This is a genomic window from Sinobaca sp. SA16-1 (assembly GCF_059510515.1).
On record NZ_JCAKFL010000001.1, the window covers coordinates 355867 to 381491 of the forward strand.

The 25625-nt window shown below is 46.6% G+C and carries 33 protein-coding genes; 4 read left to right on the forward strand and 29 right to left on the reverse strand.

The features are described from left to right. Positions 1–7: 7 nt before the first annotated feature. The 3 genes from AC5W2J_RS01640 to AC5W2J_RS01650 form a co-directional block, all read right to left on the reverse strand. Entirely contained in the window at positions 8–1312 is a 1305-nt protein-coding gene (locus AC5W2J_RS01640; RefSeq protein WP_496057741.1) for a homocysteine synthase, read from the reverse strand. A gap of 107 nt (positions 1313–1419) precedes the next feature. Next, the gene (locus AC5W2J_RS01645) at positions 1420–1728 is read right to left on the reverse strand and encodes a hypothetical protein (RefSeq protein WP_496057742.1); all 309 of its coding nucleotides are present in this window, start codon (positions 1726–1728) and stop codon (positions 1420–1422) included. 142 nt (positions 1729–1870) lie between these two features. Then, positions 1871–2239, reverse strand: a complete 369-nt coding sequence (locus tag AC5W2J_RS01650; RefSeq protein ID WP_496057743.1) for a hypothetical protein — start codon at positions 2237–2239, stop codon at positions 1871–1873. A 91-nt stretch (positions 2240–2330) separates the two neighbouring features. Here AC5W2J_RS01650 and AC5W2J_RS01655 point away from each other — a divergent pair, with 91 nt between their 5' ends. Continuing rightward, entirely contained in the window at positions 2331–3686 is a 1356-nt protein-coding gene (locus AC5W2J_RS01655) for an alanine/glycine:cation symporter family protein (RefSeq protein ID WP_496057744.1), read from the forward strand. 36 nt (positions 3687–3722) lie between these two features. Here the strand turns inward: AC5W2J_RS01655 and AC5W2J_RS01660 are convergent, their stop codons facing one another. From AC5W2J_RS01660 to AC5W2J_RS01735, 16 genes are all read right to left on the reverse strand, one after another. Continuing rightward, the gene (locus tag AC5W2J_RS01660; protein WP_496057745.1) at positions 3723–4655 is read right to left on the reverse strand and encodes an aldo/keto reductase; all 933 of its coding nucleotides are present in this window, start codon (positions 4653–4655) and stop codon (positions 3723–3725) included. Between the two features lie 66 nt (positions 4656–4721). Next, positions 4722–5426, reverse strand: a complete 705-nt coding sequence (locus AC5W2J_RS01665) for a hypothetical protein (RefSeq protein WP_496057746.1) — start codon at positions 5424–5426, stop codon at positions 4722–4724. Continuing rightward, positions 5416–6294, reverse strand: coding sequence for an ATP-binding cassette domain-containing protein (locus tag AC5W2J_RS01670; protein WP_496057747.1), 879 nt, complete (start codon positions 6292–6294; stop codon positions 5416–5418). Before AC5W2J_RS01670 ends, AC5W2J_RS01665 begins: the two co-directional genes overlap by 11 nt. A 2-nt stretch (positions 6295–6296) precedes the next feature. After that, positions 6297–6674: a GntR family transcriptional regulator gene (locus tag AC5W2J_RS01675; protein ID WP_496057748.1), complete on the reverse strand. Its 378-nt coding sequence runs from the start codon at positions 6672–6674 to the stop codon at positions 6297–6299. A 131-nt stretch (positions 6675–6805) separates the two neighbouring features. After that, a complete protein-coding gene (locus tag AC5W2J_RS01680; protein WP_496057749.1) occupies positions 6806–7378 on the reverse strand; it encodes a protein-L-isoaspartate(D-aspartate) O-methyltransferase in 573 nt (190 codons plus the stop codon). Between the two features lie 136 nt (positions 7379–7514). After that, a complete protein-coding gene (locus AC5W2J_RS01685; protein WP_496057750.1) occupies positions 7515–7772 on the reverse strand; it encodes a hypothetical protein in 258 nt (85 codons plus the stop codon). Positions 7773–7814: 42 nt separating this feature from the next. Beyond that, positions 7815–8177, reverse strand: coding sequence for a gas vesicle protein (locus AC5W2J_RS01690; RefSeq protein ID WP_496057751.1), 363 nt, complete (start codon positions 8175–8177; stop codon positions 7815–7817). A gap of 39 nt (positions 8178–8216) precedes the next feature. Next, positions 8217–8525 (reverse strand): gas vesicle protein K, encoded by a 309-nt coding sequence (locus AC5W2J_RS01695; RefSeq protein WP_496057752.1) that lies wholly within the window; start codon positions 8523–8525, stop codon positions 8217–8219. A gap of 13 nt (positions 8526–8538) precedes the next feature. After that, on the reverse strand, positions 8539–8769 hold the full coding sequence (locus AC5W2J_RS01700) for a gas vesicle protein (RefSeq protein ID WP_120191656.1): 231 nt from the start codon (positions 8767–8769) through the stop codon (positions 8539–8541). Further along, positions 8756–9619 (reverse strand): GvpL/GvpF family gas vesicle protein, encoded by an 864-nt coding sequence (locus AC5W2J_RS01705; protein ID WP_496057753.1) that lies wholly within the window; start codon positions 9617–9619, stop codon positions 8756–8758. The genes AC5W2J_RS01700 and AC5W2J_RS01705 overlap by 14 nt, the downstream gene beginning before the upstream one ends. A 13-nt stretch (positions 9620–9632) precedes the next feature. Continuing rightward, entirely contained in the window at positions 9633–9884 is a 252-nt protein-coding gene (locus AC5W2J_RS01710) for a gas vesicle protein GvpG (protein WP_496057754.1), read from the reverse strand. 1 nt (position 9885) lies between these two features. After that, positions 9886–10647: a GvpL/GvpF family gas vesicle protein gene (locus AC5W2J_RS01715; RefSeq protein WP_496057755.1), complete on the reverse strand. Its 762-nt coding sequence runs from the start codon at positions 10645–10647 to the stop codon at positions 9886–9888. A 12-nt stretch (positions 10648–10659) separates the two neighbouring features. Further along, the gene (gvpN, locus tag AC5W2J_RS01720) at positions 10660–11814 is read right to left on the reverse strand and encodes a gas vesicle protein GvpN (protein WP_496057756.1); all 1155 of its coding nucleotides are present in this window, start codon (positions 11812–11814) and stop codon (positions 10660–10662) included. Positions 11815–11819: 5 nt separating this feature from the next. Then, the gene (gvpO, locus tag AC5W2J_RS01725) at positions 11820–12086 is read right to left on the reverse strand and encodes a gas vesicle protein GvpO (RefSeq protein ID WP_342768742.1); all 267 of its coding nucleotides are present in this window, start codon (positions 12084–12086) and stop codon (positions 11820–11822) included. 102 nt (positions 12087–12188) lie between these two features. Continuing rightward, positions 12189–12458, reverse strand: a complete 270-nt coding sequence (gene gvpJ / locus AC5W2J_RS01730) for a gas vesicle protein GvpJ (RefSeq protein ID WP_496057757.1) — start codon at positions 12456–12458, stop codon at positions 12189–12191. Positions 12459–12473: 15 nt separating this feature from the next. Beyond that, positions 12474–13511 (reverse strand): hypothetical protein, encoded by a 1038-nt coding sequence (locus tag AC5W2J_RS01735; RefSeq protein ID WP_496057758.1) that lies wholly within the window; start codon positions 13509–13511, stop codon positions 12474–12476. A gap of 348 nt (positions 13512–13859) precedes the next feature. On the opposite strand from AC5W2J_RS01735, the gene AC5W2J_RS01740 reads away from it, so the two are divergent. After that, positions 13860–14615: a hypothetical protein gene (locus AC5W2J_RS01740; RefSeq protein ID WP_496057759.1), complete on the forward strand. Its 756-nt coding sequence runs from the start codon at positions 13860–13862 to the stop codon at positions 14613–14615. Between the two features lie 154 nt (positions 14616–14769). Here the strand turns inward: AC5W2J_RS01740 and AC5W2J_RS01745 are convergent, their stop codons facing one another. Beyond that, the gene (locus tag AC5W2J_RS01745; protein ID WP_496057760.1) at positions 14770–15447 is read right to left on the reverse strand and encodes a hypothetical protein; all 678 of its coding nucleotides are present in this window, start codon (positions 15445–15447) and stop codon (positions 14770–14772) included. A gap of 320 nt (positions 15448–15767) precedes the next feature. On the opposite strand from AC5W2J_RS01745, the gene AC5W2J_RS01750 reads away from it, so the two are divergent. After that, positions 15768–16253 carry an acyl-CoA thioesterase gene (locus AC5W2J_RS01750; RefSeq protein WP_496057761.1) on the forward strand — a complete coding sequence of 162 codons (486 nt, stop codon included), beginning with the start codon at positions 15768–15770 and terminating at the stop codon, positions 16251–16253. A gap of 73 nt (positions 16254–16326) precedes the next feature. Here AC5W2J_RS01750 and AC5W2J_RS01755 read toward each other — a convergent pair whose 3' ends face one another. The 9 genes from AC5W2J_RS01755 to AC5W2J_RS01795 form a co-directional block, all read right to left on the reverse strand. Further along, complete coding sequence (locus tag AC5W2J_RS01755) at positions 16327–17295, reverse strand: sugar phosphate isomerase/epimerase family protein (RefSeq protein WP_496057762.1); 969 nt, start codon at positions 17293–17295, stop codon at positions 16327–16329. Continuing rightward, positions 17292–18347: a Gfo/Idh/MocA family protein gene (locus tag AC5W2J_RS01760; protein ID WP_496057763.1), complete on the reverse strand. Its 1056-nt coding sequence runs from the start codon at positions 18345–18347 to the stop codon at positions 17292–17294. Before AC5W2J_RS01760 ends, AC5W2J_RS01755 begins: the two co-directional genes overlap by 4 nt. Positions 18348–18395: 48 nt before the next feature. Next, a complete protein-coding gene (locus AC5W2J_RS01765; protein ID WP_496057764.1) occupies positions 18396–19217 on the reverse strand; it encodes a carbohydrate ABC transporter permease in 822 nt (273 codons plus the stop codon). A gap of 42 nt (positions 19218–19259) precedes the next feature. Then, positions 19260–20591 (reverse strand): carbohydrate ABC transporter permease, encoded by a 1332-nt coding sequence (locus AC5W2J_RS01770; protein WP_496057765.1) that lies wholly within the window; start codon positions 20589–20591, stop codon positions 19260–19262. A 20-nt stretch (positions 20592–20611) separates the two neighbouring features. Continuing rightward, on the reverse strand, positions 20612–21874 hold the full coding sequence (locus tag AC5W2J_RS01775; protein ID WP_496057766.1) for an ABC transporter substrate-binding protein: 1263 nt from the start codon (positions 21872–21874) through the stop codon (positions 20612–20614). A gap of 74 nt (positions 21875–21948) precedes the next feature. Continuing rightward, positions 21949–22965, reverse strand: coding sequence for a LacI family DNA-binding transcriptional regulator (locus AC5W2J_RS01780; protein ID WP_496057767.1), 1017 nt, complete (start codon positions 22963–22965; stop codon positions 21949–21951). Positions 22966–23129: 164 nt separating this feature from the next. Then, positions 23130–23867, reverse strand: a complete 738-nt coding sequence (locus AC5W2J_RS01785) for an SDR family oxidoreductase (RefSeq protein ID WP_496058213.1) — start codon at positions 23865–23867, stop codon at positions 23130–23132. 18 nt (positions 23868–23885) lie between these two features. Further along, on the reverse strand, positions 23886–24146 hold the full coding sequence (locus AC5W2J_RS01790; RefSeq protein ID WP_496057768.1) for a hypothetical protein: 261 nt from the start codon (positions 24144–24146) through the stop codon (positions 23886–23888). Positions 24147–24249: 103 nt separating this feature from the next. Further along, entirely contained in the window at positions 24250–25149 is a 900-nt protein-coding gene (locus tag AC5W2J_RS01795; RefSeq protein ID WP_496057769.1) for an acetamidase/formamidase family protein, read from the reverse strand. A 140-nt stretch (positions 25150–25289) separates the two neighbouring features. Here AC5W2J_RS01795 and AC5W2J_RS01800 point away from each other — a divergent pair, with 140 nt between their 5' ends. Further along, positions 25290–25520: a DUF896 domain-containing protein gene (locus AC5W2J_RS01800; protein ID WP_120191636.1), complete on the forward strand. Its 231-nt coding sequence runs from the start codon at positions 25290–25292 to the stop codon at positions 25518–25520. The last annotated feature ends 105 nt before the right edge of the window (positions 25521–25625 follow it).

A 25625-nucleotide genomic window follows, 5' to 3' on the forward strand; every position in this document is an offset into this window, starting at 1 on the left:
ACTGATTTTAAACCTCTACTTCGACCGCTTTACGAATGGCCTGATCGAGGTCCTCAATAATATCTTCAATCGCTTCAATCCCAATCGACAGACGGATCATGCCGGGACTCACGCCGGCTTTTTTCAGGTCTTCTTCGTTGAGCTGCTGGTGGGTCGTGCTGGCCGGATGAATGATCAGCGATTTAGCGTCGCCGATATTGGCAACGTGCGAAAACAAATTCACTGAATGAATCACTTTTTTCCCGGCTTCCATGCCGCCTTTAATGCCAAAGGTTAGAATCGCTCCCTGGCCTTTGGGCATCAGCTGCTGGGCCAGTTCATATGTCGGATGCGACGGCAGCCCGGCGTAGGAGACCCACTCCACGTCTTCGTGCGTTTCCAGAAAAGCAGCGACGCGCCGTGCGTTTTCACTGTGGCGTTCCATGCGCAGATGGAGCGTCTCCAGTCCCTGCAGCAGCAGGAAGGAATTAAACGGTGAGAGCGCAGATCCTAAGTCCCGGAGCAGCTGTACCCGTGCTTTAATAGCATAGGCAATCGGTCCGACCGCATCCGTATAAACAATTCCATTGTAGCTCGGGTCCGGTGTCGTCAGGCCGGGGAATTTATCGTTTGCCGCCCAGTCGAACCTGCCGCCATCAATCAGCATGCCGCCGATCGTCGTACCGTGGCCGCCGATAAACTTAGTGGCCGAATGAACGACAATATCCGCCCCGTGCTCAAACGGCCTCAATAAATACGGACTTGGAACAGTATTATCAATAATCAGCGGAATCCCGTTTTCATGGGCAATGTCTGCAACGGCCTGTATATCAAGCACGTGCCCCTGGGGATTGCCGATGCTTTCTGCAAAGACGAGCTTCGTTTTGTCGTTGATCGCCTCCCGAAAGTTTTCCGGATCGGATGCATCCACGAAACGGACCGTAATGCCAAGCTTTGGAAGTGTCGTAGAAAATAAGTTATACGTGCCTCCGTACAGGCTGCCCGCCGAGACGATTTCGTCGCCGGCACCGGCAATATTTAAAATAGAGTACGTAACCGCTGCCTGTCCGGACGCCGTTCCTACCGCGGCGGCGCCCCCTTCCATTTCAGTGAGCCGCTTTTCCAGCACATCGGTCGTTGGGTTCATAATCCGGGAATAGATGTTACCGAACTCCTGCAGGCCAAATAAATTAGCGGCGTGGTCGGTATCGTGAAATCCGTAGGACGTCGTCTGATAAATCGGTACGGCACGCGCCATCGTCGTTGGATCAATTTCCTGGCCGGCATGCACCCCCATCGTTTCGGGACGAAACCTCTTCTTTTTTTCTGTCACTCTCTCATTCCTCCTCTGGTTGGTCTCTTGTTTGTTTCGCCGTTTTACTTTTATTTCCTGCCAGTACGCAAAAAAACCGCTCCGGATCGCATCCGGGGCGGTTTTGATTAAATGAATTTGATGGAAATACGCTCGACGTCCTCTTTCACTTCTGCCGGCATTTTCTTTTCAAAACGCGGGTGAATGAAAAAATGGTCGTTTCTCCAGATTTCCATAATGTTGCAGGAATAAATAACGTCTCCGTTCAAGTCTTTCATATAAAAGGTCATGTGGGCGCGCTTGTTCAGATCGCCATAGCGGGTCCTGCCGTGATAGCGTGGGAAAGCAAATCCGTAGATATAGTCTCCCGCCTGCTTCTCGCCGTGTACTTTGTCCAGGCTGATATTAAGCTGGATGCGATCTCCTGTTTTCATCATAACAGCTCCCCCTTTCCAGATTAGTAACTTTCGATAACAATCGGATGGCCTTGGCTGTGAGATGGTGGTCTGTACCCCTATCTTACTATATTTTGGGACTTAATGAAAACACAACGTCTATTTTTCCTTACCTGGCCGTGTTTTACCGTTTCTTGCCCGGCAGTGCCAGCCTGCGTCTTCTCCGGCTTTCCAGGAGCTTGAGACGTTCTTCAAGTTCCCTGTTTTTTTGTTTGACGCCGGCTTTGCTTTCCTTTCGGTGCAGGTCAATATGCAGATTCGGAATATCCACAACCAAAAGCGTCCATTTAAACAGCTTTACTTTCAGCTTTCCGTGAACGGACACCCGGCTTACCGGATCTCCGGGCAGGACTTCCTGCTGCACACGGACGATTCCTTCTTTTAAAGGCAGGGTGCCGCTGCCGTCAAATATCCGGCGGACAGCCGCCGGGCTTCCATCCGGATTCGACGTGCCTTCCCTTAACACGAGACGTTTGGTTTTCCAGCTCTTCATCTTTTTTTCTCCTTTTTGACAGATTTTCTCTTTTTGCTTCTATTTTTCTAAAAACAGGGTATAAGAAGAAAAAAGGAGGTGCCGTGCATATATGGAAACATTTGAAACGTGGCTCGCCGCCGTAACCGATTGGCTCTGGGGCGTGCCGATGGCTGTGCTGTTACTGGGAATTGGCATTATCTTAAATATATATATCCGTTTTTTTCCGATCCGTTATTTTTTTCATGTAATCCAGCAGACCTTCGGCTCGATTTTCAAAAAAGAAAAAGCAGAAGGCTCGGTCACCCCGTTCCAGGCGGCAGCGTCCGCCCTCGCTTCTTCGGTCGGCGCCGCCAATATTGTAGGGGTTCCCGTCGCTATTACACTGGGCGGACCCGGCGCCATTTTCTGGATGTGGGTAGTCGCTTTAATCAGCATGGGAACAAAGTATTCAGAGATTGTGCTCGGTATGAAATACCGGATCAAAAACGAAAAAGGAGACTGGGTCGGCGGACCGATGTACTACATACGCCGGGGGCTTGGCTGGAACAAAGTCGCCTTCTTTTTCTCGTTTTTTCTCCTGCTGCAAATATTCGCAAGCATTATGGTACAGTCGAATTCCCTTTCCGAAACGGTCGAGGCTTCTTTTCAGGCCAACACTCTGTATACCGGAATCGGCGTAGCCGTGCTGATCGGCATTATCAGCTTCGGCGGCATTCAATGGATCGGCAGCGTGACAAGCCGGGTGATTCCGCTGATGGTCGTTTTATACATAGGCAGCGTATGCATTGTGTTATTTAACAACCTGTCTGCCATTCCGGAAGCATTCGGCATGATTTTCTACTACGCATTTAATCCGATTTCAGCCGCCGGCGGCTTTGCCGGTGCCGGGGTCGCAGCCGCTCTCCGTTTCGGGCTCGCCCGCGGCGTTTATTCAAACGAAGCCGGTATGGGAACGGCTCCAATCGCCCACTCAACTGCGATGACCGATCACCCTTCCAAGCAGGGAATGTGGGGGATCGCCGAAGTATTTGTTGATACGATTGTCGTGTGTACGATGACCGCTCTCTTAATATTAACGACCGGGGTCTGGACGGGGGCGGCTGCAGATGATGCCAACGCCATGGTCGTTGACGCATTTGCAAGCGTCATGGGCGCCGGTGCTGCCGGCACGTTCGTCTCTATCTCCCTGTTCTGCTTCGTGCTTTCCACGATTCTTGTTATCGTTTTTTACGGGGAAAAGCAGGCGGAATATTTATTCGGCTTTACGGTGTCGATCGGCGTACGAATGCTGTATCTGGCTGCTATCGTTCTCGGTGCAATCGGCGGGCTTCAGTTTGTCTGGCAGTTTCTCGACTTTATGCTGGCGCTGATTATTGTTCCAAACATTATCGCCCTGTTTTTTCTGCGGAAAGATATCGCCGAAACAACAAAGGATTATGTCAGCCGCTATTTATCAAAAAAATAAAGCCGAAGGCGTAAAGTCCTTCGGCTTTTTGCGTGGTTATGAAAAAATCTCGTCAATTTTGCGGATTTCTTCTTCGGTCAGGGTCACGTCCCCTGCTCTTTTGTTGTTTATTACCTGTTCCCCGCGCTTGGCTCCCGGAATAATTGCATCCACGGAAGGACGCGTTAAATACCAGGCGAGAACGACATGCGCCACTTCTTCGCCTTTGGCATCCGCAATTTCGCGTACTTTTTCCACTTTTTTCAGGTTTTCCTTAAAGGCTTCCCCTTGAAAGCTCGGACGGCTGTTACGGATATCTGAAAACGTTGTGTTTTCATCGTATTTGCCGGCAAGCAGGCCGGATTCCAATGGGAAATATGGAATAAACGTAATATTCTGCTGCTCCGTGTACGGAAGAAGGTCTTTTTCCGCTTCACGGTTTAAAAGGTTGTACTCTGCCTGCAGCACATCAACATCTCCATGCTTATTCGCTTCTTTCAGCTGCTCGATCGTGAAGTTGGATACACCGATTGAACGGATTTTCCCTTCTTCCTTGAGCTCTCTTAATGCCTGAACGGCTTCATCCTTCGGCGTGTTTTCATCCGGAAAATGAATATAGTACAGGTCAATATAGTCGGTCTGCAGACGGCGCAGGCTGTCTTCCACCGACTGCTTCAAAAAGGCGGGCGAATTATCCATCGTTGTTTCATCGCCTTCAATCTTATGCGAGCCTTTGGTGGCCAGAATAATATCTGCCCGGTTGTATTCTTTCATCACTTCTCCAACCAGCTCTTCTGAACGCTCCGGTCCGTAAATAAAGGCGGTATCCAGAAAGTTCATGCCGTTGTCTAAAGCGGCGCGCACCACATCTTTTCCCTGCTCTTCATCAAGCATGTCCGGATAAATATTGTGGCCGCCTACAGCGTTTGTGCCAAGGCCGATCGGATGAACAGCAAGCGTTGATTTACCAAGTGTTACGTGTTCTGCCATTTTTTCATCTCCCTGATTGTTATGTCTCTCTTCCTATTTATCACCAATTGGGATATTGTAAACATGTTATACCGCTTTAATGTCGGCCCGTTTTGTTAATATTCTGATCAGCGCCGCTATGAGCAGAAAGAGCAGTGTACTGAATATGACCGATACGACAAGAGACACTTCCACCGATGCCAGGACAGAAATAAATTGAAACATAGAATTTTCCACCTGCCAGAACAGATCGGTTACGGCTATCAAGCCGATTCCTACAAAGGTGAACAGCAGACCGATGAACCAGTGAAACCGAAAGAAAGAGGCGCTGATAAACCAGCCGATTGCATAATATAGAATAAACTGGAAAAAGGAAGTAAGCAGCTGCGCTGTGAAATGCAGCGTGCTGCCGGCTGCCGGCTGGGTCCATGCAGTAAAGGATGCCACCAGAGTTTCCAATCCGTAAACCAGGCCGAACACCGCCGTCATTGCAGCTGGCAAAATGACCCCTGCTCCCATTGTGCCGAAGAAATAGTCCCTGCGGCTGACGCCATTGGATACGTAATAGCGGATCAAACCACCCATTGATAAAATACCGATGATCAAAAAGTAAATGCGGGCGGAACCCCTTGAATTTTCCAGCAGAGCCCAGTTTATTTCTCCATTTCCCGACCACGTGATAAAGATACTGACCCCGATATAGATGGTTAGATAAATCGCCAGAAACCAAAGGCTCCATCTTCCTATAATGTCAAAAGAGATTTTACCGACAAGTACCTTTTTATCTGACATGTTCCCCCGCTCCTTCCGTTAAATGAATAAACAGCTCCTGCAGGGCGACCGGCCCTAATTCCAGATTTTCTTCTTTTGCCTGCTGCTTTTCCTGATCGGACAGTACCGCATCAATCATGATCGACATCGTGCTGCCCAGCTGCTGTTCTTTAAGACGCTTCTTTCCGTCTGTAAATGCGAGTACTTTGTCTTTTGGCCCGGTTACGGTTGTGCCCCGCTCCAGCAGCTGTTCTTTATTTTGATGCAGCAGAAGCGCTCCGTCGTTAATAATCAGTACTTCTTCAATCAGACCGGCCATTTCCGATATGAGGTGGGTGGAGAGAATAATCGTCCGTGGATGCTCCATATAATCCTTCAGCACTTCTTCATAAAACAGCTCCCGCGCCGGGGCGTCCATACCGAGGTATGCTTCATCAAATATCGTGACCGGCGTCCGCGAGGCCAGGCCGTCCACCACCTGAACCGCTGATTTCAATCCTTTGGACAGATCTTTGACTGGTTTATTTACCGGAATGTTAAACCGCCGGCATAAATAGTCGGCATAGTTGTGATCATAGTTCGGGCGGAAGGCTGCATTCATTTTCAGCCACTTTTTCACTTTTTCCGTTTCATCTTCGAGGTTGGAATCGTACACAAAAGCGATCATTTCCATCACGGATGCATTCTCAAACGGCTCTTCCCCGTTCACCGTAATCCGTCCGGCTTTCGGTTTCCGAAAGGCTGCCAGCACTGAGAGGAGCGAGGTTTTTCCTGTGCCGTTACGCCCAAGCAGTCCGTAGATTTTATTTTCTTCGAGTTCAAAGGACACCTGCTCCAGTACGTTCTTCGAGCCGTAGCCGACACTTAGATTCTCCGCCTTAATATGCATGGTTACCGCTCCTCTCTTCTTTTCATTTCTATCATCATTTTGTAAATATCATCGGCACTGATGCCCAGCCTGCCTGCTTCCTGAAGCATTCGGCTTACATACTCTTCCATAAACGTCTGTCTGCGCGCTTCCAGCAGCTTTCCTCTTGCTCCGTCTGCAACAAACATGCCTACTCCCCTTTTCTTGTATAAAATTTGATCGTCTACAAGCTGGTTCATGCCTTTGAGGACAGTGGAAGGGTTAATCTTGTAATACGCTACGAGCTGGGTGGAAGAAGGCGCCTGCTCTCCTTCTTTCAATTCTCCATTCACAATCTCATCTTCAATCATCCTTGTGATCTGCTGAAAAATCGGCTTGTTTTCATCCAATGTGGGCCTCACTGTGGGAACACCACCTTTATGTTATATGGTTAGTTGGTTGTGTAATTAACCATATAACTTTATTTGTTTTTTGTCAATTCTTTTGGCATAAAAAAATACCCGAAACGCTTTTCAGCGTTTCGGGTATCGTTCTATCGATGCAATTTCACAAACATAACCGGACATAAAAAGGTTTCTTTGATGCCGCCGTCTTCTTCTTTTTCAAGAAGCAGAAGATCCTGGCTGAAATCATTTCCAACCGGAATAACCATTTTCCCTGTCGGCTTCAGCTGCCGGAGCAGCGCTGGAGGCACAGAAGCGGCCGCGGCTGTCACTATAATCCGGTCAAAGGGAGCATATGCCTCCCAGCCGTCGCTGCCATTGCCAAGCTTGTATTCAATATTGGAAAACCCTGCTTCCTTCAGCCGCTTCCTCGCTTTTTGATACAGGGGCTCGATCCGTTCCACCGTATAGACTTTCCTGCAGAAGGCTGCCAGCACGGCTGTTTGAAAGCCAGATCCCGTACCGATCTCCAGTACACGCAGATCGGGGCCCGGATCCAGCTCTATCGTCATCTTCCGTACAAGAGAAGGCTGTGAAATCGTCTGGCCGTAACCAATTGGTGCGGCCGCATCCACTGCGGCCTGCTCTTTATATTCCTCCATATAAAAGCTCCGGTCCATTTCTCTCATATAAGCAGTTATCGCTTCTTCCATTGATTTCATGCCCGGCTGCTCCTTCCAGAGTATAAAAAAACACCAAAGCCTCTACGCTCCGGTGTTTGCTGCATGCAAAGAAACCCTCACTATTGGCTTTTTTCCAGCAGAACAGGAGAGAGAGATCTATTTATTTGGTTCAGCTTTACTTGTCTGTGTCCAGACGGTTCTGTTCAGGGTTCACATCTTTTACTTCTTTACGCTTTCCCTGAAAAGCTTCCAGTTCTTCTTTTGATGGAAGGCCGACATGCGCTTTAATATTATATTCTGCCCGCATGGCTGGTTTTCCGTCCTCTTTTCCACCGATGGTGCGTTCTTCCACGCGATGTGCCTGGGATTGATTCTGGTTTTCCAGATCCTTTACGATGCGGGTGACGTCTTTTAGAAGATCATTCAATCTCATTGTGTTTCACTCCCTGCTTTTAGTCGCTAAGGTCTTCGTTCTTTATTTGCTGGATTCTTCGGTTTCTTCCTGCTTCGTTTCGTTTGCTTCTTCCAACTGGCGGATTCTTTCATGAAGCGCCTTGTTTTCCTGAACGACTTCCATAGCCTGGGAGGAATAATGCGGATCGTGTCTCCACCAGTCAATGCCCATTTCTTCAGCTTTATCAACAGAAGCGACAAGCAGGCGGATTTTGATAGTCAGCAGTTCTACTTCCGCGATGTTGAGCTTGATATCTCCAGCGATAACGACCCCTTTGTCCAATACGGTTTCCAGCACATCAACAAGGCTGCTGCTCCCGGAATTACTTGCATTTACCTGGGCCGGACGGTTACTAGCTGGATGGTGACGATCATTACTAGCCATTTAACATTCTCCTTTAAAGCTGATTTTCGTGCTGTGTTCTTAAATGAGGTTTCCGAGCGGGCCAAGATCAATATTTAAATCATCATCGGTCAGTCCGAAAATCACTTTCATTTCTTCCATTTTCTCTTCAAGCTGCATTAATGCAATACCAAGCTGTTCGATCTGTTCATCGGACAAGTCGCCGCCTTCTACCCGGCGCATGGCCTGGCGCTCCACAAGCTGTCGGAGAAGTTCAATAACGGTCATGACGATTTGGGAAAGGCCTTCATCAACTTTATCCGGATCCAGCGAAATGCGGCCGGTCGGATTGCTCGTCTTCAGCCCGGTAAGATCTGGTGTATCTCCCATATGGACGTCCTCCTTATTTTACTTCCTGGATCGTTCTCTCGTTTTCGACGAGGGAGCGTTTCCGGTTATCCTCCAGCTTCTGAACCGAAGCGAGAAGGACACTTAAATCAAGGTATACTAATTCAATATCGGCAATGGAGATGGTTAAATCTCCGCGGATCACTACTCCTGTTTCAAGTACCGTGTCCAGAATATCCAAAAGCGTGATATCTTTATTTTTTAAATCGAGGCTATCTTCCCGCATTGTCCTTTTCCTCCCCCTTCGCAGCGAAGTCCGAGAAGTGATAAGACGGCCACGGACCGGTCATTTCAAAATAAAAACCGGTGTTATGATCCTCGGCGTACTGTTTTTCTGCTTCCACATAATCAAGCAGCGCCTTTTTCCCATCTGCATTTACAAGGTATACGCTGTTCAGGCTCATATCTTCGTCACGTCCGGTTACTTTACGTTCCCAGTTCTTCTTCACGTCGGTTGCTTCACTGAGTGACTTTAAATGATCATGGAGCTCCTGGCAGTAATCCCTGATTTTTTCGATTGCTTTTTCTTCTGCAAAATTAGCGAGCTTTTTTTTCTCAAAAAATTGGCGGCCTTTCGGCATCGCTTCAATATCAGCTTTTTTCTGTTCCATTTCTTCGCTGTTTTCCACAACGTTGTTCATGAACTTGTCTTTTGCCGCATATACTTTCAGGTTCCATTCTTCTTTGTCGGACAGCCGTTGAAACTGTTCCATGATGGTTGCCTTTTTTTCGGAAATCATCGCCTGAAACGTGTTTTCTGCTTCAAATATGGTGCCGAACTTCAGTGGAATAACCGTATAGTTTTCGTGCAGTTTGTTCATTAATTCATGGTGATGAAAGGCTTTCACCTGCAGCCACTGCATATCTTCCACTTTACGCTGCAGCCTTGCTTCAGAGTAAACGTCCTCCGGCACGCGGCAGGTCACAGCGGTAATATCGCCGTGTACTTCGTACTGTATCATTTCCGGGGGCTCAATACCTTCCAGCTCCGGCATCGGGTTGTCAGTAAACTGCCCTGATGGTACGAAGGCATACAAGTAGATTAGTTGATTGCTTGCTTGTGCTGTATCTTCCACCTGTGTTTCCTCCTTATTCCTCCAGGCTTTCTCTCAGCTCCCGCTGCTCAATTTCTTTCGCTACGCGGTAACGGAGCAGAAGTTCCTCCTCCTGTTCGAGGTAAAGTTCTTCGGGTATTTCATCCATCTCAAACATCATCTGCAGGTTCGCCAGTTTCTGTTGGATGGTCTTTAGATCGTAATATTCCTTATCCACTTCATCTTTGACTTCCTTGCCGATCATAATCAGCAGATCAATGGGCCAAGTGAATGCTTTGGTTATCATATTACGTCGCACCCTTTGCTGTTAATTTAATATCTATAAAGTTATAGGCCGGCCAGGGGCCTGTGTATTTAAAATCAGCACTGTCCATCCATTTATTATAAATCTCATTGAGCTTTTTCTCAAATGCTTCCTCCTGGTCTTTATCAAGTAGAAAGGCAGCATTAAGAAGCATCCGTTCGTTAATTACTTCGTTACTCTTCGCAGCATCGGCAATATCGGCAAGCGGATGAAACACTTCTTTTTCAAAATCTTCATGAAGCCGGATCATAAATTTGTGGGCGGATTCACCCAGCTGCATCCGTTCATAGTAGGCTGCGTCTTCAGGCTTGGACTGCGCCTTTGATTTTAATTCTTTCATGCCCGGCTGCTGGCTTACTTTCTCCGACAGCCATTCTTTTTTTCCAATAATCTTTAAACCTACTTCAAATTTATTGCGGATTTTCGGAAAAATTTCATCGAATTGATCCTGAAGCTTTTCCATTAGAATATGAACATCTTTTTTGCCTTCCAGCACGTTGCCAAAGCTCATCGGTATAATATCGTACCGCTCCATTACCTTTGTAACAACATCCTGATGCGACTTCAGGTTCTTACGGTTTGGTTCGTATACATCAACCGGCGCATCGGCAACGACCATAGCGTATCCGTCGCGGTTTACCGTGTATACATCTCTCTCTTTTTTCAGCAGTGTTATCGTGCCGAACTCCTGCGGGGAGTCCGCTTCAATAACACAGAATAGATATACCCCTTTTTTCCCACTCACAACGGCTACCTCCTACAGCTTCTTCAGTTCCTGCTTCAATAATTTCTCTGTTTCTTCGTTGCTCTTATGGCCTTTCGCTCCGTAGATATAAGCGCCCAGCACATCCTGGCATACAAAGAAGAAATCATCATCTTTTGTATTCACGTTAATATCACTCTTGCTGCTTATTTCAGCTATCATAACGGAGGCACGGAAACTTGGTGATGGCTTGTCTTCTTCTTTACAAATCTCTTTTACCCTCGAAACGATTTTGACGATTGTTTTTGCATCACCTTCGGATATTTCCGTCCGGTCTGCAAGCACTTCTGCCTGTCTGTCAATATCCTGTTCCTGCATATGAATCGTGATCAGGCGATCTGCAAGCGCATCCTGGGTTTCATACACGCCGACATACTCTTCCGGATTACTTGTAAAGATCATCTTAAAGTCTGGATGAACGTTAACAAACGTGTCTCTCTGCTTTACTCCGTACAACGGCAGAATACCTTCCTGCAGAATGGATAAAAACAGGTTGTTTGTTTCCGGCATGGAACGTGTAAATTCATCATAAATAACGGTATAGCCTTTTGTTACGGCTTCATACAAACGACCACCGCTCCACTGCTCTTTTACTTCGTCTTCGCGTTTATACACGGTACGAACGTAGTTATCGATCAGGCGCTTGCTTTTATAGCCTACATATCCACCAAGAAGGTCTACGTTGGATAAATCCCTGTTACCGTTCAACAGTACGACCGGCTGTCCGAGGCGGCTCGCTAACTGCAGGGCAAGAGATGTTTTACCGACACCGGCAGCTCCTGTGAAGTGAACCGGGAATCCAGCATGAACATAACGTTCTGAACGATCCAGCAGACTTTGAAGCTCTTCCGTCTGAACAAAGTTTTCGAATGTTCGAACCATTTTATCGTTTTCATCATAGACCGCTTCCTGCTTATCAGACTGATCGGATGAAGGATTCTTTTTTCTGCTGGTAGTATTCGTGTTTTTTGAACGGGTGGCTGGCGATGATTTAGCTGAATCAGACGAAGTATTCTTTGAACTGGATGAGGATGACGAGCTGCCTTTGGCTTTGTTCGAGGATGATGAGGCATTCGAGCTGTTTTTCGGGTTGGATGTTTCTTCCTCTGTTTTACTCTTGGATTGTTCTTCCGTTGCTTTTGCAGGCATCTGTGTTATCTCCCTTCTGCTTTATCTAATGGCGTACTTCTTGGACGAAGACTCACACGCTGAAATGATACAACTTCTTTATTCTTGTCGAGTTTCGCTTCATATACACCCAACAACTGGTCTTTAGCATACTTTTTCATATATTCGCTTTCTTCAATTACTTCTACTTCTACATCCCATCCTTCGTCATGATTAATAACGGATGTGATCTTAAAAGGAGGAAGTACATAATTTTCAAAAAACGTTGTTACTTTTTGTAGTAATTCTTCCATGGTTATCCCTGCTTTCCGCCTGCGGCTCTATCTATTATTGGTGATAAACCCAGAACCCATACGCATGCGCGTATGGGGAAGGTTGGGTTTATTTAGAATGAATTATGCGAAGTTAAGCTGCTTTGAACGGTCGCTTACGTCCGCGTCTTCGTCTATTTCAGCTTGTACATCGTCTCTAAGAAGGCCGACTGCTTCAGCATATCTCAACCATGTGTCTACACTGGCGATTACGATACGAGCTTCGATTGTGATAAGTTCAATACCTACGAGCGAGATTTTAGCGTAGATGTCGATTACAATACCCTTGTCTAAAATACGGTCAATAACTTCTGCCAAGCTTGAAGAATCTGAGTTTCTTTCCAATGTTGCCATTGTTGCGTCACTCCTTTAAGTGAAAGTATTAATATCTTTTATGCCTTTGAGATCTTTTGCACTCTTGATGTTATGGGCACTCTTGATGCTGTCTGCTCCCTTGAGATCCGTGCTGCTCTTGAGGTTGCTTGCTGATGTCTTAATATCGCTGACACCCTTCAATTTGTCAGGTCCTTTGATGTCTTTGTATCCCTTGATGTCACTGACGCCTTTATGGATGTCTTTCATCCCTTTGATGTCACTGGCCCCCTTGATAGTGGGGCCTTTCTTCTTTTTTTTCCCTCCTTTCGAGTCCTTATCGCCGGTAAGCGAGTTGTTTTTTAATTCATCTTTGGCATCCGCTGCTTTATCCTTGAATTCATCAGCAAATTCATCCAGCTTTTCTTTTACTTCTTCACCGGCATCTTCCAGACCTTCCTTGAGTTCGGCAACTTTTTCCTTGGCTTCTTCTTTAGCGATACGCATTTTTTCGAACGTATCGTAGAATTTCTTTCCAATGATAGAAGCGGCAGCTGCATTCCTCGCTTTCGGATGATTTTTTGCTTCATCCTTAGCATAACCAATTGCTTCTTGTTTCACTTCGTTAATCGTGCTTTCGTCACCGGAAGCTAAGTCTTTTATTGTTTCCAGCGGTTTGCCGTCTGTGACGTTCTGCACCCGCTCTTTGGCACCTTTTAAATCGTCGGATGCCAGAGTGTCTTTTGCTTTGTCCAAAAGAGAAGGATCTTCTTCCTCTTTTTGTTTATCCTTATCGTCGTCTTTGTCGGATGAGAGTTTATCTTTCGCCTTATCGAACAGCGATTCTTCGCCGCTGTCTTCGTTCTCTTCTTCCGGCTGATTTTCTTCTCCGCCGGAAGATGTTCCCGGTACCAGATCTTTGGCTTTGTCTTTTGCTTTGTCCAGAAAGCCTTCTTCATCTGAGGAACTGGAAGAATCATCTCTGTTTGCAATATCAAAGGTTCTGCGCTTCTCTTTTTCGGCGCCTTCTGTTAAATAATTAGAATACATTAACGTAAAGCGCTTAAGATTCTTATTTTTCTTCCAGCTTACCATATAATGCACCACCACCTCTCGTGGTTAAAGCTTACTCAGCTGAGTATGCATGCCGCTCTACTACCATACCCGATGAGTAATTTATTAATCTAGTTCATTTGAATGGTTTCTTATGAAAGTTCTGGAATCTGTGTGGAACGCTCAGAGATCTTGCGGTATGAAGTGATATTCAAGTTATCATTGATATTTGCATCGTATAGTACAATGTTTTTTATCACCTTATTGTCCTGCTTTTCTTCTGATTCCACTACTTCCAAACGAACTTTCCAACCATTTTTGCGGTCTGTTGCTGAAATCGTCTGAAACGGTTCTGCTACTTCTTCTTTGAAGTAGGCTTCAACTTTTTCGATGGCGTCGTCGCTACTTTTTTTTTTAGAATCGGATTTAGCAGACGACTGTTTTTTACTCGATGATGCTGACGATGCCTTTTTGCTGTCGGAAGCGGATTTAGCTGCAGAAGCGGTCGTCCGGGTTTTTGTCTTAGGTTCTTCTTTTGTTACCGATTTGTTGTCTTTATCTGTTTCCTGCTCGGTAAGCGGCTGCTGGGTTTTTCCCGTTGAAGGCTTTTTAATACGGTTTGGCTTTTTAAAGGATGCCTTTTTGGGCTGCTCCTCTTCTGCCTTCTCCTTATCATTATCCTCTTCTTCTTCAGCTTCGTCTACTTCTTCGTCTTCAGCTTCTTCTTTGTCTTCTGCTTCATCTTCATCTTCTTCGTCTTCTTCGTCTTCTTCGTCTTCTTCGTCTTCTGCTTCTTCGTCTTCTTCGTCTTCTGCTTCTTCGTCTTCTTCGTCTTCTGCTTCTTCGTCTTCTTCTTCGTCTTCATCTTCTTCTTCGTCTTCTGCTTCTTCGTCTTCTTCTTCGTCTTCATCTTCTTCTTCGTCTTCTGCTTCTTCGTCTTCTTCGTCTTCTTCTTCGTCTTCTTCGTCTTCTTCTTCTTCTTCTTCTTCGTCTTCATCTTCTTCTTCGTCTTCTTCTTCGTCTTCTGCTTCTTCGTCTTCTGCTTCTTCGTCTTCTGCTTCTTCGTCTTCTGCTTCTTCGTCTTCTGCTTCTTCGTCTTCTTCTTCGTCTTCTTCTTCGTCTTCTTCGTCTTCTTCATCTTCGTAGCCGTCATACTTTTCTTCTTCTACTTCTTCTTCCTCAAGCCATTCTGTCTCTTCATCAAAAACTTCGTGCTCTTCATTCTCTTCTGATTCAGACTCGAGGCGCTCCTGCTCTTCAGCTTCTTTGGCTTTTTTAGATTTTTTGCTGTCTTTATTTTTTAATTTTTTTTTTTGAACAAGCCGCCTTTTTTCTCTTTCTCTTCCTCTTCTTCCGTACCCTGGATTTTCTGGCCGGCTTTGACCATTGTATCGCCGACTTTGCCTTTTGCTGCTACAAGGCCGCCGCCGACTTTACTCTTCGCTGTACCGAGCGATGATTTTACTTTTTCCGGAATAGCTGAAGCAGCTGATGCTGCATCATTGGCCTTTTTGGCTTTTTTAGCATTTTTAGCTGTGTTTTTCGTTTTGTCGGCAGCTTTCTTTACCGGCTTAGGTGCTGCTTTTTTTGCTTTTTCAGCCGTTTTGCCTGCACCGTTTTTCGCTTTTTTAGCAGTGCTCTTTGTTCCTTCTTTTGCTCCTGATGATTTTTTCTTTACTGCTTTCTTTGTATCCTCTGTACCTTTTTTTGCTTTATCTGTTGGTTTTTTCACGTTGTCTTTCTCTCCATTCTCTTTAGCCTTACTGGAAGGTTTCTTTTTAGTGTCGTCGCTTTTCTTAATTGTTGCTGTTTTTGTTTTAGGATTCTTTTTGTCTTTCATGTTTTCTTTCGCATCTTCTTTTTTCTGTTGAAGTCTTTTTGTTGTTTCTCTGCTTACCATCGGCAGGGCTCCGCCTACCAGGCTGCCTACAGCCATTAATGCGTAAGTAACTTTATTACTGTTATTTTTTTCAGCCAATTGAATGCACCGTCCTTCATCTTATTTATTATGCCATTAAGCACCATTACCCTTTTGTCCAACATTTAATCTTCAATTCTTGCGTTTTCTAAAAATATTATGTTATATAATCTCCAAACCCATTGATATAATAGGAATTAAAAATATGTATAATAAATCTATAAAATTTATAGAATAAAGGCATTTACCTCTTTTTATTAATATGTAAGACGTATTATTTGACTAATAATAGGATATTTCTGATTTTTCCACCATTTGCTTCCCCTTCTATTTTCTTATAAAATTTACGTTATCACTATTTTTACCAAAGGAGAACATATATGTCCGATTACAGTGCCGTAAACCGCTCCCGCTCCACCCAGACCCGCCTTGTGCTTCCACCGGATACCAATCATCTGGAATCTATATTCGGCGGCAAGGTTCTTGCCTACATTGATGAAATTGCAGCCATTTCGGCAATGAAACACGCCAATAGTATTGTCGTGACCGCTTCCATCGACTCTGTTGATTTTGTATCAGCTGCGAAGGTAGGAAATATCCTTGAGCTGGAGGCTTTTGTTACGGCAACGGGAAGAACGTCTATGGAAGTCTATGTGAAGGTTCAGTCGATTGATGTGACAACCGGCACTACGGCTCTTACGACGGAATCCTTTCTGACAATGGTTGCCGTTAATGAAAGCGGTGATCCTATTCCCGTTCCCGCTGCAGCCCCGGAAACAGAGGAAGAACAGCGGCTTTTCGATTCTGCCCCTGCCCGGAAAGAACATCGGAAAAAACGGGCTTCTGTATACAACAGCCATGCCTGATGAATCCAATCTCTTCCTATTAATATCGTTACAAAAACTCCCTCCTGCAGAAAGCCAGGAGGGAGTTTGTTATTTAAGCCCACCACATATCGGATGGTTTTTCTACAATATTTACGCTGCGGAGATTATCGACCGCACGTTGAAAACCTTCCGAAACGCTCATTAAAGGATCTTCGTGCTCGATGCTGATTGTATCGTCATAGCCGAACTTACGAAGCGTGCTGATCATATCGCTCCACTCCTGCAGGCTGTGGCCGCAGCCGACTGAACGGAACGTCCAGGCGCGCTCTTGTACGTTATGATACGGCTGCATATCCGTCAAACCGTACATGTTTACATTTTCCCAGTCAATATGGGTGTCTTTTGCGTGGAAATGATGGATCGCGTTTTGTTTACCCAGGATTTTTATAGCCGCTACTGGATCAATTCCCTGCCACCACATATGACTCGGATCGAAATTGGCGCCTACCGCATCGCATGTAGCGTCGCGGAGCTTAAGTACGGTATACGGGGTGTGTACAAGAAAGCCGCCGTGCGGCTCGATGCCTACTTTAATGCCATGATCTTTCGCATAAGCGCCTGCTTCTTTCCAATAAGGAATCAGCTTCTTCTCCCACTGCCAATTGTAAATATCGCTGTACTCCTGCGGCCACGGGGCTACCGGCCAGTTTGGAAGCGTTGCGTTATCATCCGCACCGGCTACGCCGGAAAAGTTGTTAACAACGGACACATCAAGCATTTGAGCAAGCTGCACCGTTTTGCGGAACACGTCATCTGACTCCTGTGCATACGCCTTATCCGGCGCAATCGGATTGGAATGGCAGCTGAAGGCGCTGACAGACAAACCGCGCATATCGAGCGCTTCCTTGAACTGTTTTCTTTTGTCTTCGTTTTGAAGAAGACCTTCCAGATCCACGTGGGCACTGCCGGGATTTCCACCGGTACCAAGCTCTACCGCATCCAGGCCGGCGGCTTTTACTTTATCAAGCATGTCTTCAAATGAATCATTATTAAATAGTACAGTAAATACTCCTATTTTCATTGAGTGACGCCTGCCTTTCTTACTGAGGTGATGGTTTTTTCCTGACTGGATTCCAGCGCTGCCAGAATAACATCCAATGCGCGTTTGCCGTCCGCTCCTGTAATAGGAATCGGTGTACCCTTTACGACGGTTTCGACAAATGCGTCTACAATACCGGAATTTTCCTGGCCGCCCGCCGCGTTCGTCTGAATGCCTCCCAGGTCATAGCTGATCGTTTCCCCTGATGTGTAGACAGCAATCAGAGAATACTGCGGGTCATCCTCCAGGCGGAGCATACCTTTTTCGCCGTAGATTACGGTGGCATTGTCTTCAAACGGCTTGTAGGACCAGCTCGCTGTCAGCGTGCCGATAATACCGCTTTCCATTTTCAATACGCAGACAGCGTTGTCGTCAACGGTGGTGTTTTCTTTTGCTACGGTTTCCACAAATGCACCGACTTCTGCTACCGGCTCGTCAAACAGAAACTGAATCAGGTCAGATTTATGGACGCCGAGATCTCCCATCGCGCCGATAAACGCTTCCTCTTTACGGAAAAACCAGCTGTCCGCTCCGTCGATGCTCCAGCCTTCCGGGCCGCCGTGGCCGAATACTGTACGAAAACTGTAAATTTTACCGAGCGCTCCTTCTTCCAGCAGCTCTTTTGCTTTCACGTGGGAAGGAACGAGCCGCTGATTATGGCCCACCATCAGCTTCGTGCCGTTTTTCTCTGCGGCGTCTATCATATCCTGTGCTTCCTGGGAGGAAGTAGCCATCGGCTTTTCACAAAGAACATGCTTTCCTGCTTCCAGTGCGGCTATCGATACAGGGGCATGCATATAGTTAGGCGTGCATACGCTGATGGCCTCAATGGAAGGTTCCTGCTTCAGCATCTCCTGGTAATCCGTGTACACCTGAACGGAAATGTTAAATTTCGTTTCTACTTCCTGAGCCCGCTCTTCCACCAGATCACAGACCGCCACAATTTCTACTTCTCCTCCGGCCAGATATTCCGGAATGTGACGTTCTCTGGCGATGCTTCCGCATCCAACGATGCCAACCTTTAATTTACCCATCATGCAAAACCCCTTTTAAATAGTTAGTATTTTTTGACTCTTATGATGTTATTCTTTCACAGATCCGCTCGTTAATCCAGCAACAATGCGGCGCTGGAAAATTAAAACGAGAATAACGATGGGAATCGTCACGATAACCGTTGCGGCAGTAATGTCTCCCCATGGTACCGTAAATTCACTCTGGTAGAAGGAAATCCCTACGGGAATCGTCCTCCAGGCGTCATCTGTATTGATGGCGAGTGCAAATAAGTACTCGTTCCATGCGGCAATAAATATAAGAATTCCTGTCGTAAATACGCCGGGCGCTGCCAGCGGCAGAATGATTTTCCTGAACGTCTGGAACGGTGTGGCTCCATCCAGTTTCGCCGATTCTTCCAGCTCTACCGGGATTTTCTTGAAAAACGTAGCCAGAATCCAGATCGCAAGCGGAAGGCTTATTGTAATGTAGGGAATAATTAACCCAAGGTAGCTGTTGCGCAGGCCGGCATCTGTCACAAAATCAAAGATCGGTGACAAGATAGCAATCTGCGGGAACATGGAGGAGGCAAGAACCAGCCCCAGAATCAGCCCCTTTCCTTTAATAGGAAGCCTCGTTACCGCGTAGGCCGTAAAGGAAGCAAATGCCAGAGAAAGAATCGTCGTTGCCCCTGATACGACAAAGCTGTTTAACATATATTGAAATAAAGGCCGTGTCGTTACAGCGGACACGTAGGAGTCGAAGTTCATATTTGGAGTAAACCAGTTAAAATTCCCGAAGATTTCATTGGGCGGTTTCAAAGACGTAAGAAACACCCATAAAAAAGGAAACATAACCAAAAAGATAAAGAGGACCAGGAAAATATAAAAACCAATGCCTGCCTTTTTTTCCATCGCTGCCTTTCACACCTTTCTGTCGGTATTTCTATTTCGGTTCTATCGCTTGGTCCGCTCGGCAAACAAGTCGGATCCAATCAGCTTTACAAAAATGATGCTTATAATGGCGACACTGATAAAGACAATAACGGATAAGGCAGAGCCTGCACCGAAGTTCTGCTGTTCAAACAGCGCTTTATAGGCATACACAGAAATGGATTCTGTGGCATTGGCCGGTCCGCCGCCTGTTAGAACGTAGATCAGGTCGAATACCCGGAAGGCATCCAGCGTTCTGAAAAGCAGGGCAACGAGAATGGCCGGTTTCAAAAGCGGCAGCGTGACGCTTACAAACTGCTGCCATCTGTTGGCGCCGTCTACTTCAGCTGCTTCATATAAAGACCTCGGAATCGTCTGCAGCCCGGCAAGTAACAGCAGAGCCATGTACGGCGTTGTTTTCCAGACATCTGCGAGGATAATAGAAAACATCGAACCACCTGCGGTCGTAAGCAGCACGCCGGGATCAGAGATGAGTCCCAGCTGTGCCATATAGTGGGCGACAATCCCGGACTGGCCATCATACAAATAGCTCCACATCATCGCAGCCACCGCTGTTGGAATCGCCCACGGGATAAGAACGGCCGTCCGGACGAGTCCTCTTCCTTTAAAGGCTCTGTTAATTAATATGGCGACACTCAAACCTAGAATAAGTTCAAAACCGACCGATGCTACCGTAAAAACGATAGTATTTCCCATAGCGGTCCACGTTCTTGCATTGGTTAAGTATTGGGCATAATTATCGACTCCGACAAAATTGGAGTCCAGTACTGATCCCTGCAGGCCTTCCAGCTGAGACACCATGTATCCAAATTCCACGGCTTCTTCTTCGCCCAGGGTTTCCTGATAGGATTGGATCGTGCTGATATGTGTACTGAGCGCCTGGTTGAAGTCGCTTCCCCAGTCGCCGTCAAGCGGTGCAATAAGCAGGCCGCTGGAAATCGGTTCAAAATTTTCCAAACGGGTATTTACTTCGTTGTACTGCTCCCTCATCGATTCATCTTCCATTAAGGCTTCATGGTACTCATTCATGGCAGCTTCTGCCTCTTCGAGGTCAGCGGCGGCTTCAGGCTCCAGCTCACTCAGCTCGGTAACCGACTGTTCGATCAAGTAGCGGTTATCCGCATACGTTTCCATATTGAGGCTTTCCGACATAATCCGCTCCGAGCGGGTTGGGTCATTTAAACGGTAATCAAACAGGCTGTTCCAGCCGGAGAGCATAATCGGCCAGATAACGACCAGCAGAATTAATATAATGGAAGGCGCAATCATTGTGTAGCCCAGCTGTTTTTCACTGAGCTGAAATGGTCGTTTGTTCTTTTTGTCTTTCTTAGCCATGGCAGTTCCCCCTCTCCTTTTTAGTCGGCAAATGCTGCTTCTATTTTGCTTTCCATATTTGCAGCTGCCTGTTCTGCTGTAATCGTCCCTGCGGCCGCACTTGAAAGCTCAATCTGCATAATATCCGACACCTGCGGATAAATCCCTGTAACCGGACGCGCTACAGCATTATCGAGCGTTTCCTGAAAGGCCGGATCTGCGAACAGCTCATTGGAGGCGGTCACTTCTTCGTCTTCATACAAACTCTCGACCGTCGGTGCTCTTGCGCCTTCCAGGGCACCAATTTTCTGGCCTTCTTCGCTGCTTAGAAATTTAACCAGCTCCCAGGATTCTTCAATATTTTCCGAGCTTTTGTTAATCATCGTCGACCAGCCGCCAAGAGAAGATGCGTTTCCTTCCGGTCCTGAAGGCAGAGCAGTGATACCAACGTCATCAGGAACCTGGGATGTGTCGGGGTCGGTTGATGTGGAAAGCATGTACGGCCAGTTTCTGGCAAATACCGTATTTCCTTCCAGAAAGGCGTTTTCCGTTTCAATCTCCTGGAAATTAAGAATATTGTTAGGTACATAATCGCTTTGCATCATTTCCACCATTTTTTCAATACCGGCAATCGCTTCCGGTGAATTAACAACAACTTCCTGGTTTTCATTAATAACCTGGCCGCCGTAGGCACTGATATATTCCATCGACGTGGTTACAAGACCTTCATACTGGGAAGCCTGCGTGGCAAACCCGAAATTGGTGCCGCCTTCCCCCTGCAGATCAGCAGCCATTGTTTCAAGCTCTTCCCATGTTTCCGGAGGCTCTTCTACAATGTCGGTCCGGTAATATAATATACCGGCATCGGTATAAGAAGGCAGTGCATACTGGCGGCCGTTAAGCGATCCGGATTCAATCGTTGCCGGAAAATGGGCATCCAGATCCACGTTGTCTCGTTCAATCAAACGGTCGAGGGGCAGTACATATCCCGCCTGCCCGAACTCAGCCGGCCATACAACGTCGGAGGCGAATACATCAATCTCCGGACTGCCGCTGCTCATTAACGTAACGTACTGGTTGTGCTGCTCTCCGCTGTCGGGCGGCATTTCCCTTACTTCTACATTGATATTGGGATTTTGTTCTTCAAACGCGGCAAGCATCGCATCGGTCGCCGGAGTTGTATCAGTACCGCGGGCATAAGTGATCGTTACTTCTTCTTCCCCGCCGCCGATGTTTTCGCCGACAGAGGCACATCCGCCTAGAAAAACGAGCACTCCTGCCATTGCTGCAGGTAACATCTTCATCGCAAACCCTCCCTGTTTTCTTTTTTTCGTTAAAATCCAAAACGTTTCGGATTTTGGTTAAAGCTGCCCTCCTTTTAATGTCTTGGAGGACAGGTGGATTTTCGGACAAGAAGCGATCCTGGTATAATCACTTTCGTCTTTGTTTCCCTGCCAAGCAGCCGATTAATTAACAGCTCGGCGGCCATGTTTCCCATTTTGTATTTATCCTGATGCACGGTTGTCAGGGCAGGCGTTGTATACTGGGATACAACAAGGTTATCGTAGCCGACAACCGATAATTCATCCGGCAGTTCATACCCCAGTTGATGAGCCGCTTTCATAACCCCCATCGCCATCAGATCGCTTGAACAGAAAATAGCCGTTGTTTCCGGATATTCTTCAAGCAGTTCAATCGATCTTGCACAGGCTTCTTCTTCATTAAAATAGGCAAGCCTTACTTTCTTTTCATCAAAAGCAATGTCTGCTTCCTGCAGGCCTTCCTTGTAGCCTTTTAGTCGTTCGTGACTTATGTAAGCTTCATCATCCCCGTTAATAAAAGCAATGTGCCGGTGCCCGAGCGAAATTAAATGACGCACCGCCTCTCTTGCGCCCACCGCATTATCTGTAGACACAAAGCTTGTGGTTTCATTTTCCACAGGATGATCAATAAAAACACACGGTACGCTGCTCTCTTCCATCTGCTGAAGAAACGGATCATCGTGGGCAAGGCCCTGCGAAATAACGCCTTCGATCTGCCGCTCGCTGCAAAGCTGATGGTATGTCTTGCCCCGCCGCTTCGCAAACTCAGATTGAAACAAAATCATGTCGTAATCCGCGTAGCTTGCGTACTCGTTCACGCCGGAAATAACATCCATTGTAAACGTATCTTTCGGGTTGGATGGAAATGAACTTGACGTCAGAAGCCCAATCGTACTTGATTTGTTCGTCACCAGCCTTCTTGCTGTTATATTCGGGCTGTACTGCATCTTCTCGGCCACCTCTTTAATACGCCTGCGTGTTTTTTCATTCACGTCATCGTATCCATTCAAGGCTCTGGAAACAGTAGTGACAGAAACATTAGCGGCTTTCGCAATATCCTTAATTGTAACCATTCCCTCAACCTCCAAAACGTTTCGGTTTGTACAATTTTCATTATAGAAAACGCTTACAATTTTTGCAACTACTTTTTTTAACATTAAACATGTATATACAAAAAAAGCCTAATGTATAAAGCGCTTTCCCTGGTAAAAAATTTTTGAAATAAAAAAGGATTCCTTCAGCTGCGAAGAAATCCTCCTTCTGAATGAATAACCTGTCCGGTAATCCAGGATGCCTCCTCCCCGGCCAAAAAAGCAACCAGACGGGCCGCGTCGCCGGGCCTGCCAAGACGACCACGCCCGAATTTAGGTTCCAGCAGCGCTTTCGTCTGTTCATCCATCCATCCGCTGTCCGTCGGGCCCGGATCTACAGCATTAACCGTGATGCCAAGCGGTGCCGCTTCTGCCGAAAAGGAAAGGGTAAATGCAGACAGGGCCCCTTTCGTAGCAATATAAGCCAGCTCTCCCGGCATCGGTCCCTGCTCTTGTCCGGACGTCATAATGATGATCCGTCCTTCTGAACCTTGAAACCGTTTAGCAAACGTGGTGCTAAGCAGCATGGTAGTCCGCATATTCACTTCATAATGGCGGTCAATAATTTCCGGTGTAAGATTCTCGTAACCGTCCCTTGTGGAATAAGCCGCATTGTTGACGAGAATGTCCGGCGGTCCAAAAGCAGTGTACACTGCATCCAACAGCGTTTCGGCAGCATCCGGCAGAGACAGGTCAAGTTCCATGCTTCTGCAGGATACGCCGGCCTCCAGTATTTCCTGTTCCAGTCCGGCGGCAAATCCGTCTTCGCTCTGCCAGTAGACGAAAAAGATATCTACTCCTTTGGATGCAAGCTCCCTGCAAATCGCCGCCCCAATTCCGTTAGTGCGGCTCACTCCTGTAATGACTGCACGGTTCCTGTCGATACTATCCCTCCTGCTTTTTTATTCATGGTTCCGGACACTTTGCTTATTCTCGAAATAACGATCCCGTTCCTGTTTCTTTTCGTCAATAAGAACCCCGTCCTCTTCTATATCCTTTTGTTTTTCCTTTTTAATATGCAGAATAGAACCAAGGACAAGGATAAACCCTCCCAAAAACAAATTAGCATTTTCTGTTAATGTAATGATATTTCCTAAATCCAGTAAAATTAAAGCAGCTCCTACAAAAGCAAAGATAATATAAATCACATTCCACTTCTGCATCGAACTCTCCTTTTCAAAAGCTGTCATTATTTTTTATATATGTATATTAACCTAAATAAAGCATAAAAAAACCTGCCATTTACAGGCAGGCCGTCTTTATTTATTAAAGAAACGTGATATTCAGCGGTTCAAGGTCTTTCTTCTGCAGCATCATCCGGACGGTAACAAGCGGATCCACTACCTGGCAGACCTCAACCTGTCCGGCAGCACTGAGAAACATTACGGCATTGTTTTTGTCCATTTCGCTTTCACGGGCTAACAGGCCGGCTAAAAAGGAAGTCGCCCGGTGAATCCCCTGCTCAAGCGTGGGGGCGGAAGAAATGACGCCAATCTCCGATTCGTTTTCAAGAAGCGGCATAGAAAGCTTTTTGTTTTTAATCACTTCGAAGGTCACCGTGGCGCGTCCCGCGGCTTCAATTCCGGTCACGCCGACTTCTCCATCTCCCATCGCAGCGTGCATGTCCCCAAGGCCGAACAGAGCACCCGGTGCCGAAACTGGAAAATAAAGCACAGCCCCTTCTTCTATCTTTTTGTTATCCATATTGCCGCCATGGTCTCCCGGGGTTCCGTTCGAAACAGCTTCTCCTTCCGGTGCAACACCGATAACTCCGATCATTGGGTTCAAATCCAGGGAGATCCCGTAGCCAAAGTCGCCTTTGTTCTGCCGGAGGGGTATCTTTTTAAATATCAGATCTTCCATTTCCTCTTTCATCACACCGAGTCCTTTTCCTACCGCCATCATGCCGTAATCCGCTAGCTCAATTTTATCAATTGTCACCTTAAGGCAGTCACCGGGTTCCGCCTCTTCTATGTAAACTGGTCCTGTAGCGGGGTTGATGCGGTCCCAGTCAATCTCTCCGTAATTGTCCCCTTCTTCTGTTACCTGATTTTCAAAACAGTCATACGTTTCCAGAGTAAGCGTTGTGCCTGAAGGAACGGTTACAGCCGCTTCCCGGTCCTTTGAGAAGCTGTAGAACATGTTTTTCTTTGTCAGCGTTTCCATATGCCTGCCTCCTTTGTTTTTATACGGATAGTATAGCAAAAATCTCAGCCGCTTCCTATGTATTGCATTCTGCGGGTTTATCTATTATAATGAACATATACCCAGTAAGGGTATAAATCACTAAAGGAAGGGGAATTCACATGATTGCTGTTTTACCGAGAATCAACGAGTTAGCCAACAAATCCAAAAGGACGGGACTCAGCGCGGAAGAAAAAGCCGAGCAGAGGCAGTTGCGTGAAGAGTACCTTCAAGCCGTCCGGGGCGCCTGTGACGCGACCCTGCTTCAAACCACGGTGAAAGATCCGCTTGGAAATGATGTTACTCCCGATAAACTAAGAGAAGCTCAAGGCGTGACTAAACTATACCACTAAGAATTAAAATAGTATTTCCAGTTGCTTTAAACATCCCGCGGCCAAATAGGCCGCGGGATGTTTTTATTAAAGCTGCTTTTTTAGAGAGGGAATGTTTTTTTAAAA

What these genes read in the sequence shown, in the direction of transcription:
- AC5W2J_RS01800 (WP_120191636.1), top strand. Translation starts at nt 25,290, where the DNA reads ATGATTGCTGTTTTACCGAGAATCAACGAGTTAGCCAACAAATCCAAA.
- AC5W2J_RS01690 (WP_496057751.1), bottom strand. Translation starts at nt 8,177, where the DNA reads ATGGCTAGTAATGATCGTCACCATCCAGCTAGTAACCGTCCGGCCCAG.
- AC5W2J_RS01780 (WP_496057767.1), bottom strand. Translation starts at nt 22,965, where the DNA reads ATGGTTACAATTAAGGATATTGCGAAAGCCGCTAATGTTTCTGTCACT.
- AC5W2J_RS01755 (WP_496057762.1), bottom strand. Translation starts at nt 17,295, where the DNA reads ATGAAAATAGGAGTATTTACTGTACTATTTAATAATGATTCATTTGAA.
- AC5W2J_RS01740 (WP_496057759.1), top strand. Translation starts at nt 13,860, where the DNA reads ATGGCGTCGTCGCTACTTTTTTTTTTAGAATCGGATTTAGCAGACGAC.
- AC5W2J_RS01650 (WP_496057743.1), bottom strand. Translation starts at nt 2,239, where the DNA reads ATGAAGAGCTGGAAAACCAAACGTCTCGTGTTAAGGGAAGGCACGTCG.
- AC5W2J_RS01735 (WP_496057758.1), bottom strand. Translation starts at nt 13,511, where the DNA reads ATGGTAAGCTGGAAGAAAAATAAGAATCTTAAGCGCTTTACGTTAATG.
- AC5W2J_RS01750 (WP_496057761.1), top strand. Translation starts at nt 15,768, where the DNA reads ATGTCCGATTACAGTGCCGTAAACCGCTCCCGCTCCACCCAGACCCGC.
- AC5W2J_RS01765 (WP_496057764.1), bottom strand. Translation starts at nt 19,217, where the DNA reads ATGGAAAAAAAGGCAGGCATTGGTTTTTATATTTTCCTGGTCCTCTTT.
- AC5W2J_RS01710 (WP_496057754.1), bottom strand. Translation starts at nt 9,884, where the DNA reads ATGATAACCAAAGCATTCACTTGGCCCATTGATCTGCTGATTATGATC.
- AC5W2J_RS01775 (WP_496057766.1), bottom strand. Translation starts at nt 21,874, where the DNA reads ATGAAGATGTTACCTGCAGCAATGGCAGGAGTGCTCGTTTTTCTAGGC.
- AC5W2J_RS01680 (WP_496057749.1), bottom strand. Translation starts at nt 7,378, where the DNA reads ATGAAATCAATGGAAGAAGCGATAACTGCTTATATGAGAGAAATGGAC.
- AC5W2J_RS01685 (WP_496057750.1), bottom strand. Translation starts at nt 7,772, where the DNA reads ATGAGATTGAATGATCTTCTAAAAGACGTCACCCGCATCGTAAAGGAT.
- AC5W2J_RS01790 (WP_496057768.1), bottom strand. Translation starts at nt 24,146, where the DNA reads ATGCAGAAGTGGAATGTGATTTATATTATCTTTGCTTTTGTAGGAGCT.
- AC5W2J_RS01760 (WP_496057763.1), bottom strand. Translation starts at nt 18,347, where the DNA reads ATGGGTAAATTAAAGGTTGGCATCGTTGGATGCGGAAGCATCGCCAGA.
- AC5W2J_RS01670 (WP_496057747.1), bottom strand. Translation starts at nt 6,294, where the DNA reads ATGCATATTAAGGCGGAGAATCTAAGTGTCGGCTACGGCTCGAAGAAC.
- AC5W2J_RS01795 (WP_496057769.1), bottom strand. Translation starts at nt 25,149, where the DNA reads ATGGAAACGCTGACAAAGAAAAACATGTTCTACAGCTTCTCAAAGGAC.
- AC5W2J_RS01655 (WP_496057744.1), top strand. Translation starts at nt 2,331, where the DNA reads ATGGAAACATTTGAAACGTGGCTCGCCGCCGTAACCGATTGGCTCTGG.
- gvpJ (WP_496057757.1), bottom strand. Translation starts at nt 12,458, where the DNA reads ATGGCAACATTGGAAAGAAACTCAGATTCTTCAAGCTTGGCAGAAGTT.
- gvpN (WP_496057756.1), bottom strand. Translation starts at nt 11,814, where the DNA reads ATGCCTGCAAAAGCAACGGAAGAACAATCCAAGAGTAAAACAGAGGAA.
- AC5W2J_RS01770 (WP_496057765.1), bottom strand. Translation starts at nt 20,591, where the DNA reads ATGGCTAAGAAAGACAAAAAGAACAAACGACCATTTCAGCTCAGTGAA.
- AC5W2J_RS01700 (WP_120191656.1), bottom strand. Translation starts at nt 8,769, where the DNA reads ATGCGGGAAGATAGCCTCGATTTAAAAAATAAAGATATCACGCTTTTG.
- AC5W2J_RS01695 (WP_496057752.1), bottom strand. Translation starts at nt 8,525, where the DNA reads ATGGGAGATACACCAGATCTTACCGGGCTGAAGACGAGCAATCCGACC.
- AC5W2J_RS01660 (WP_496057745.1), bottom strand. Translation starts at nt 4,655, where the DNA reads ATGGCAGAACACGTAACACTTGGTAAATCAACGCTTGCTGTTCATCCG.
- AC5W2J_RS01645 (WP_496057742.1), bottom strand. Translation starts at nt 1,728, where the DNA reads ATGATGAAAACAGGAGATCGCATCCAGCTTAATATCAGCCTGGACAAA.
- AC5W2J_RS01665 (WP_496057746.1), bottom strand. Translation starts at nt 5,426, where the DNA reads ATGTCAGATAAAAAGGTACTTGTCGGTAAAATCTCTTTTGACATTATA.
- gvpO (WP_342768742.1), bottom strand. Translation starts at nt 12,086, where the DNA reads ATGGAAGAATTACTACAAAAAGTAACAACGTTTTTTGAAAATTATGTA.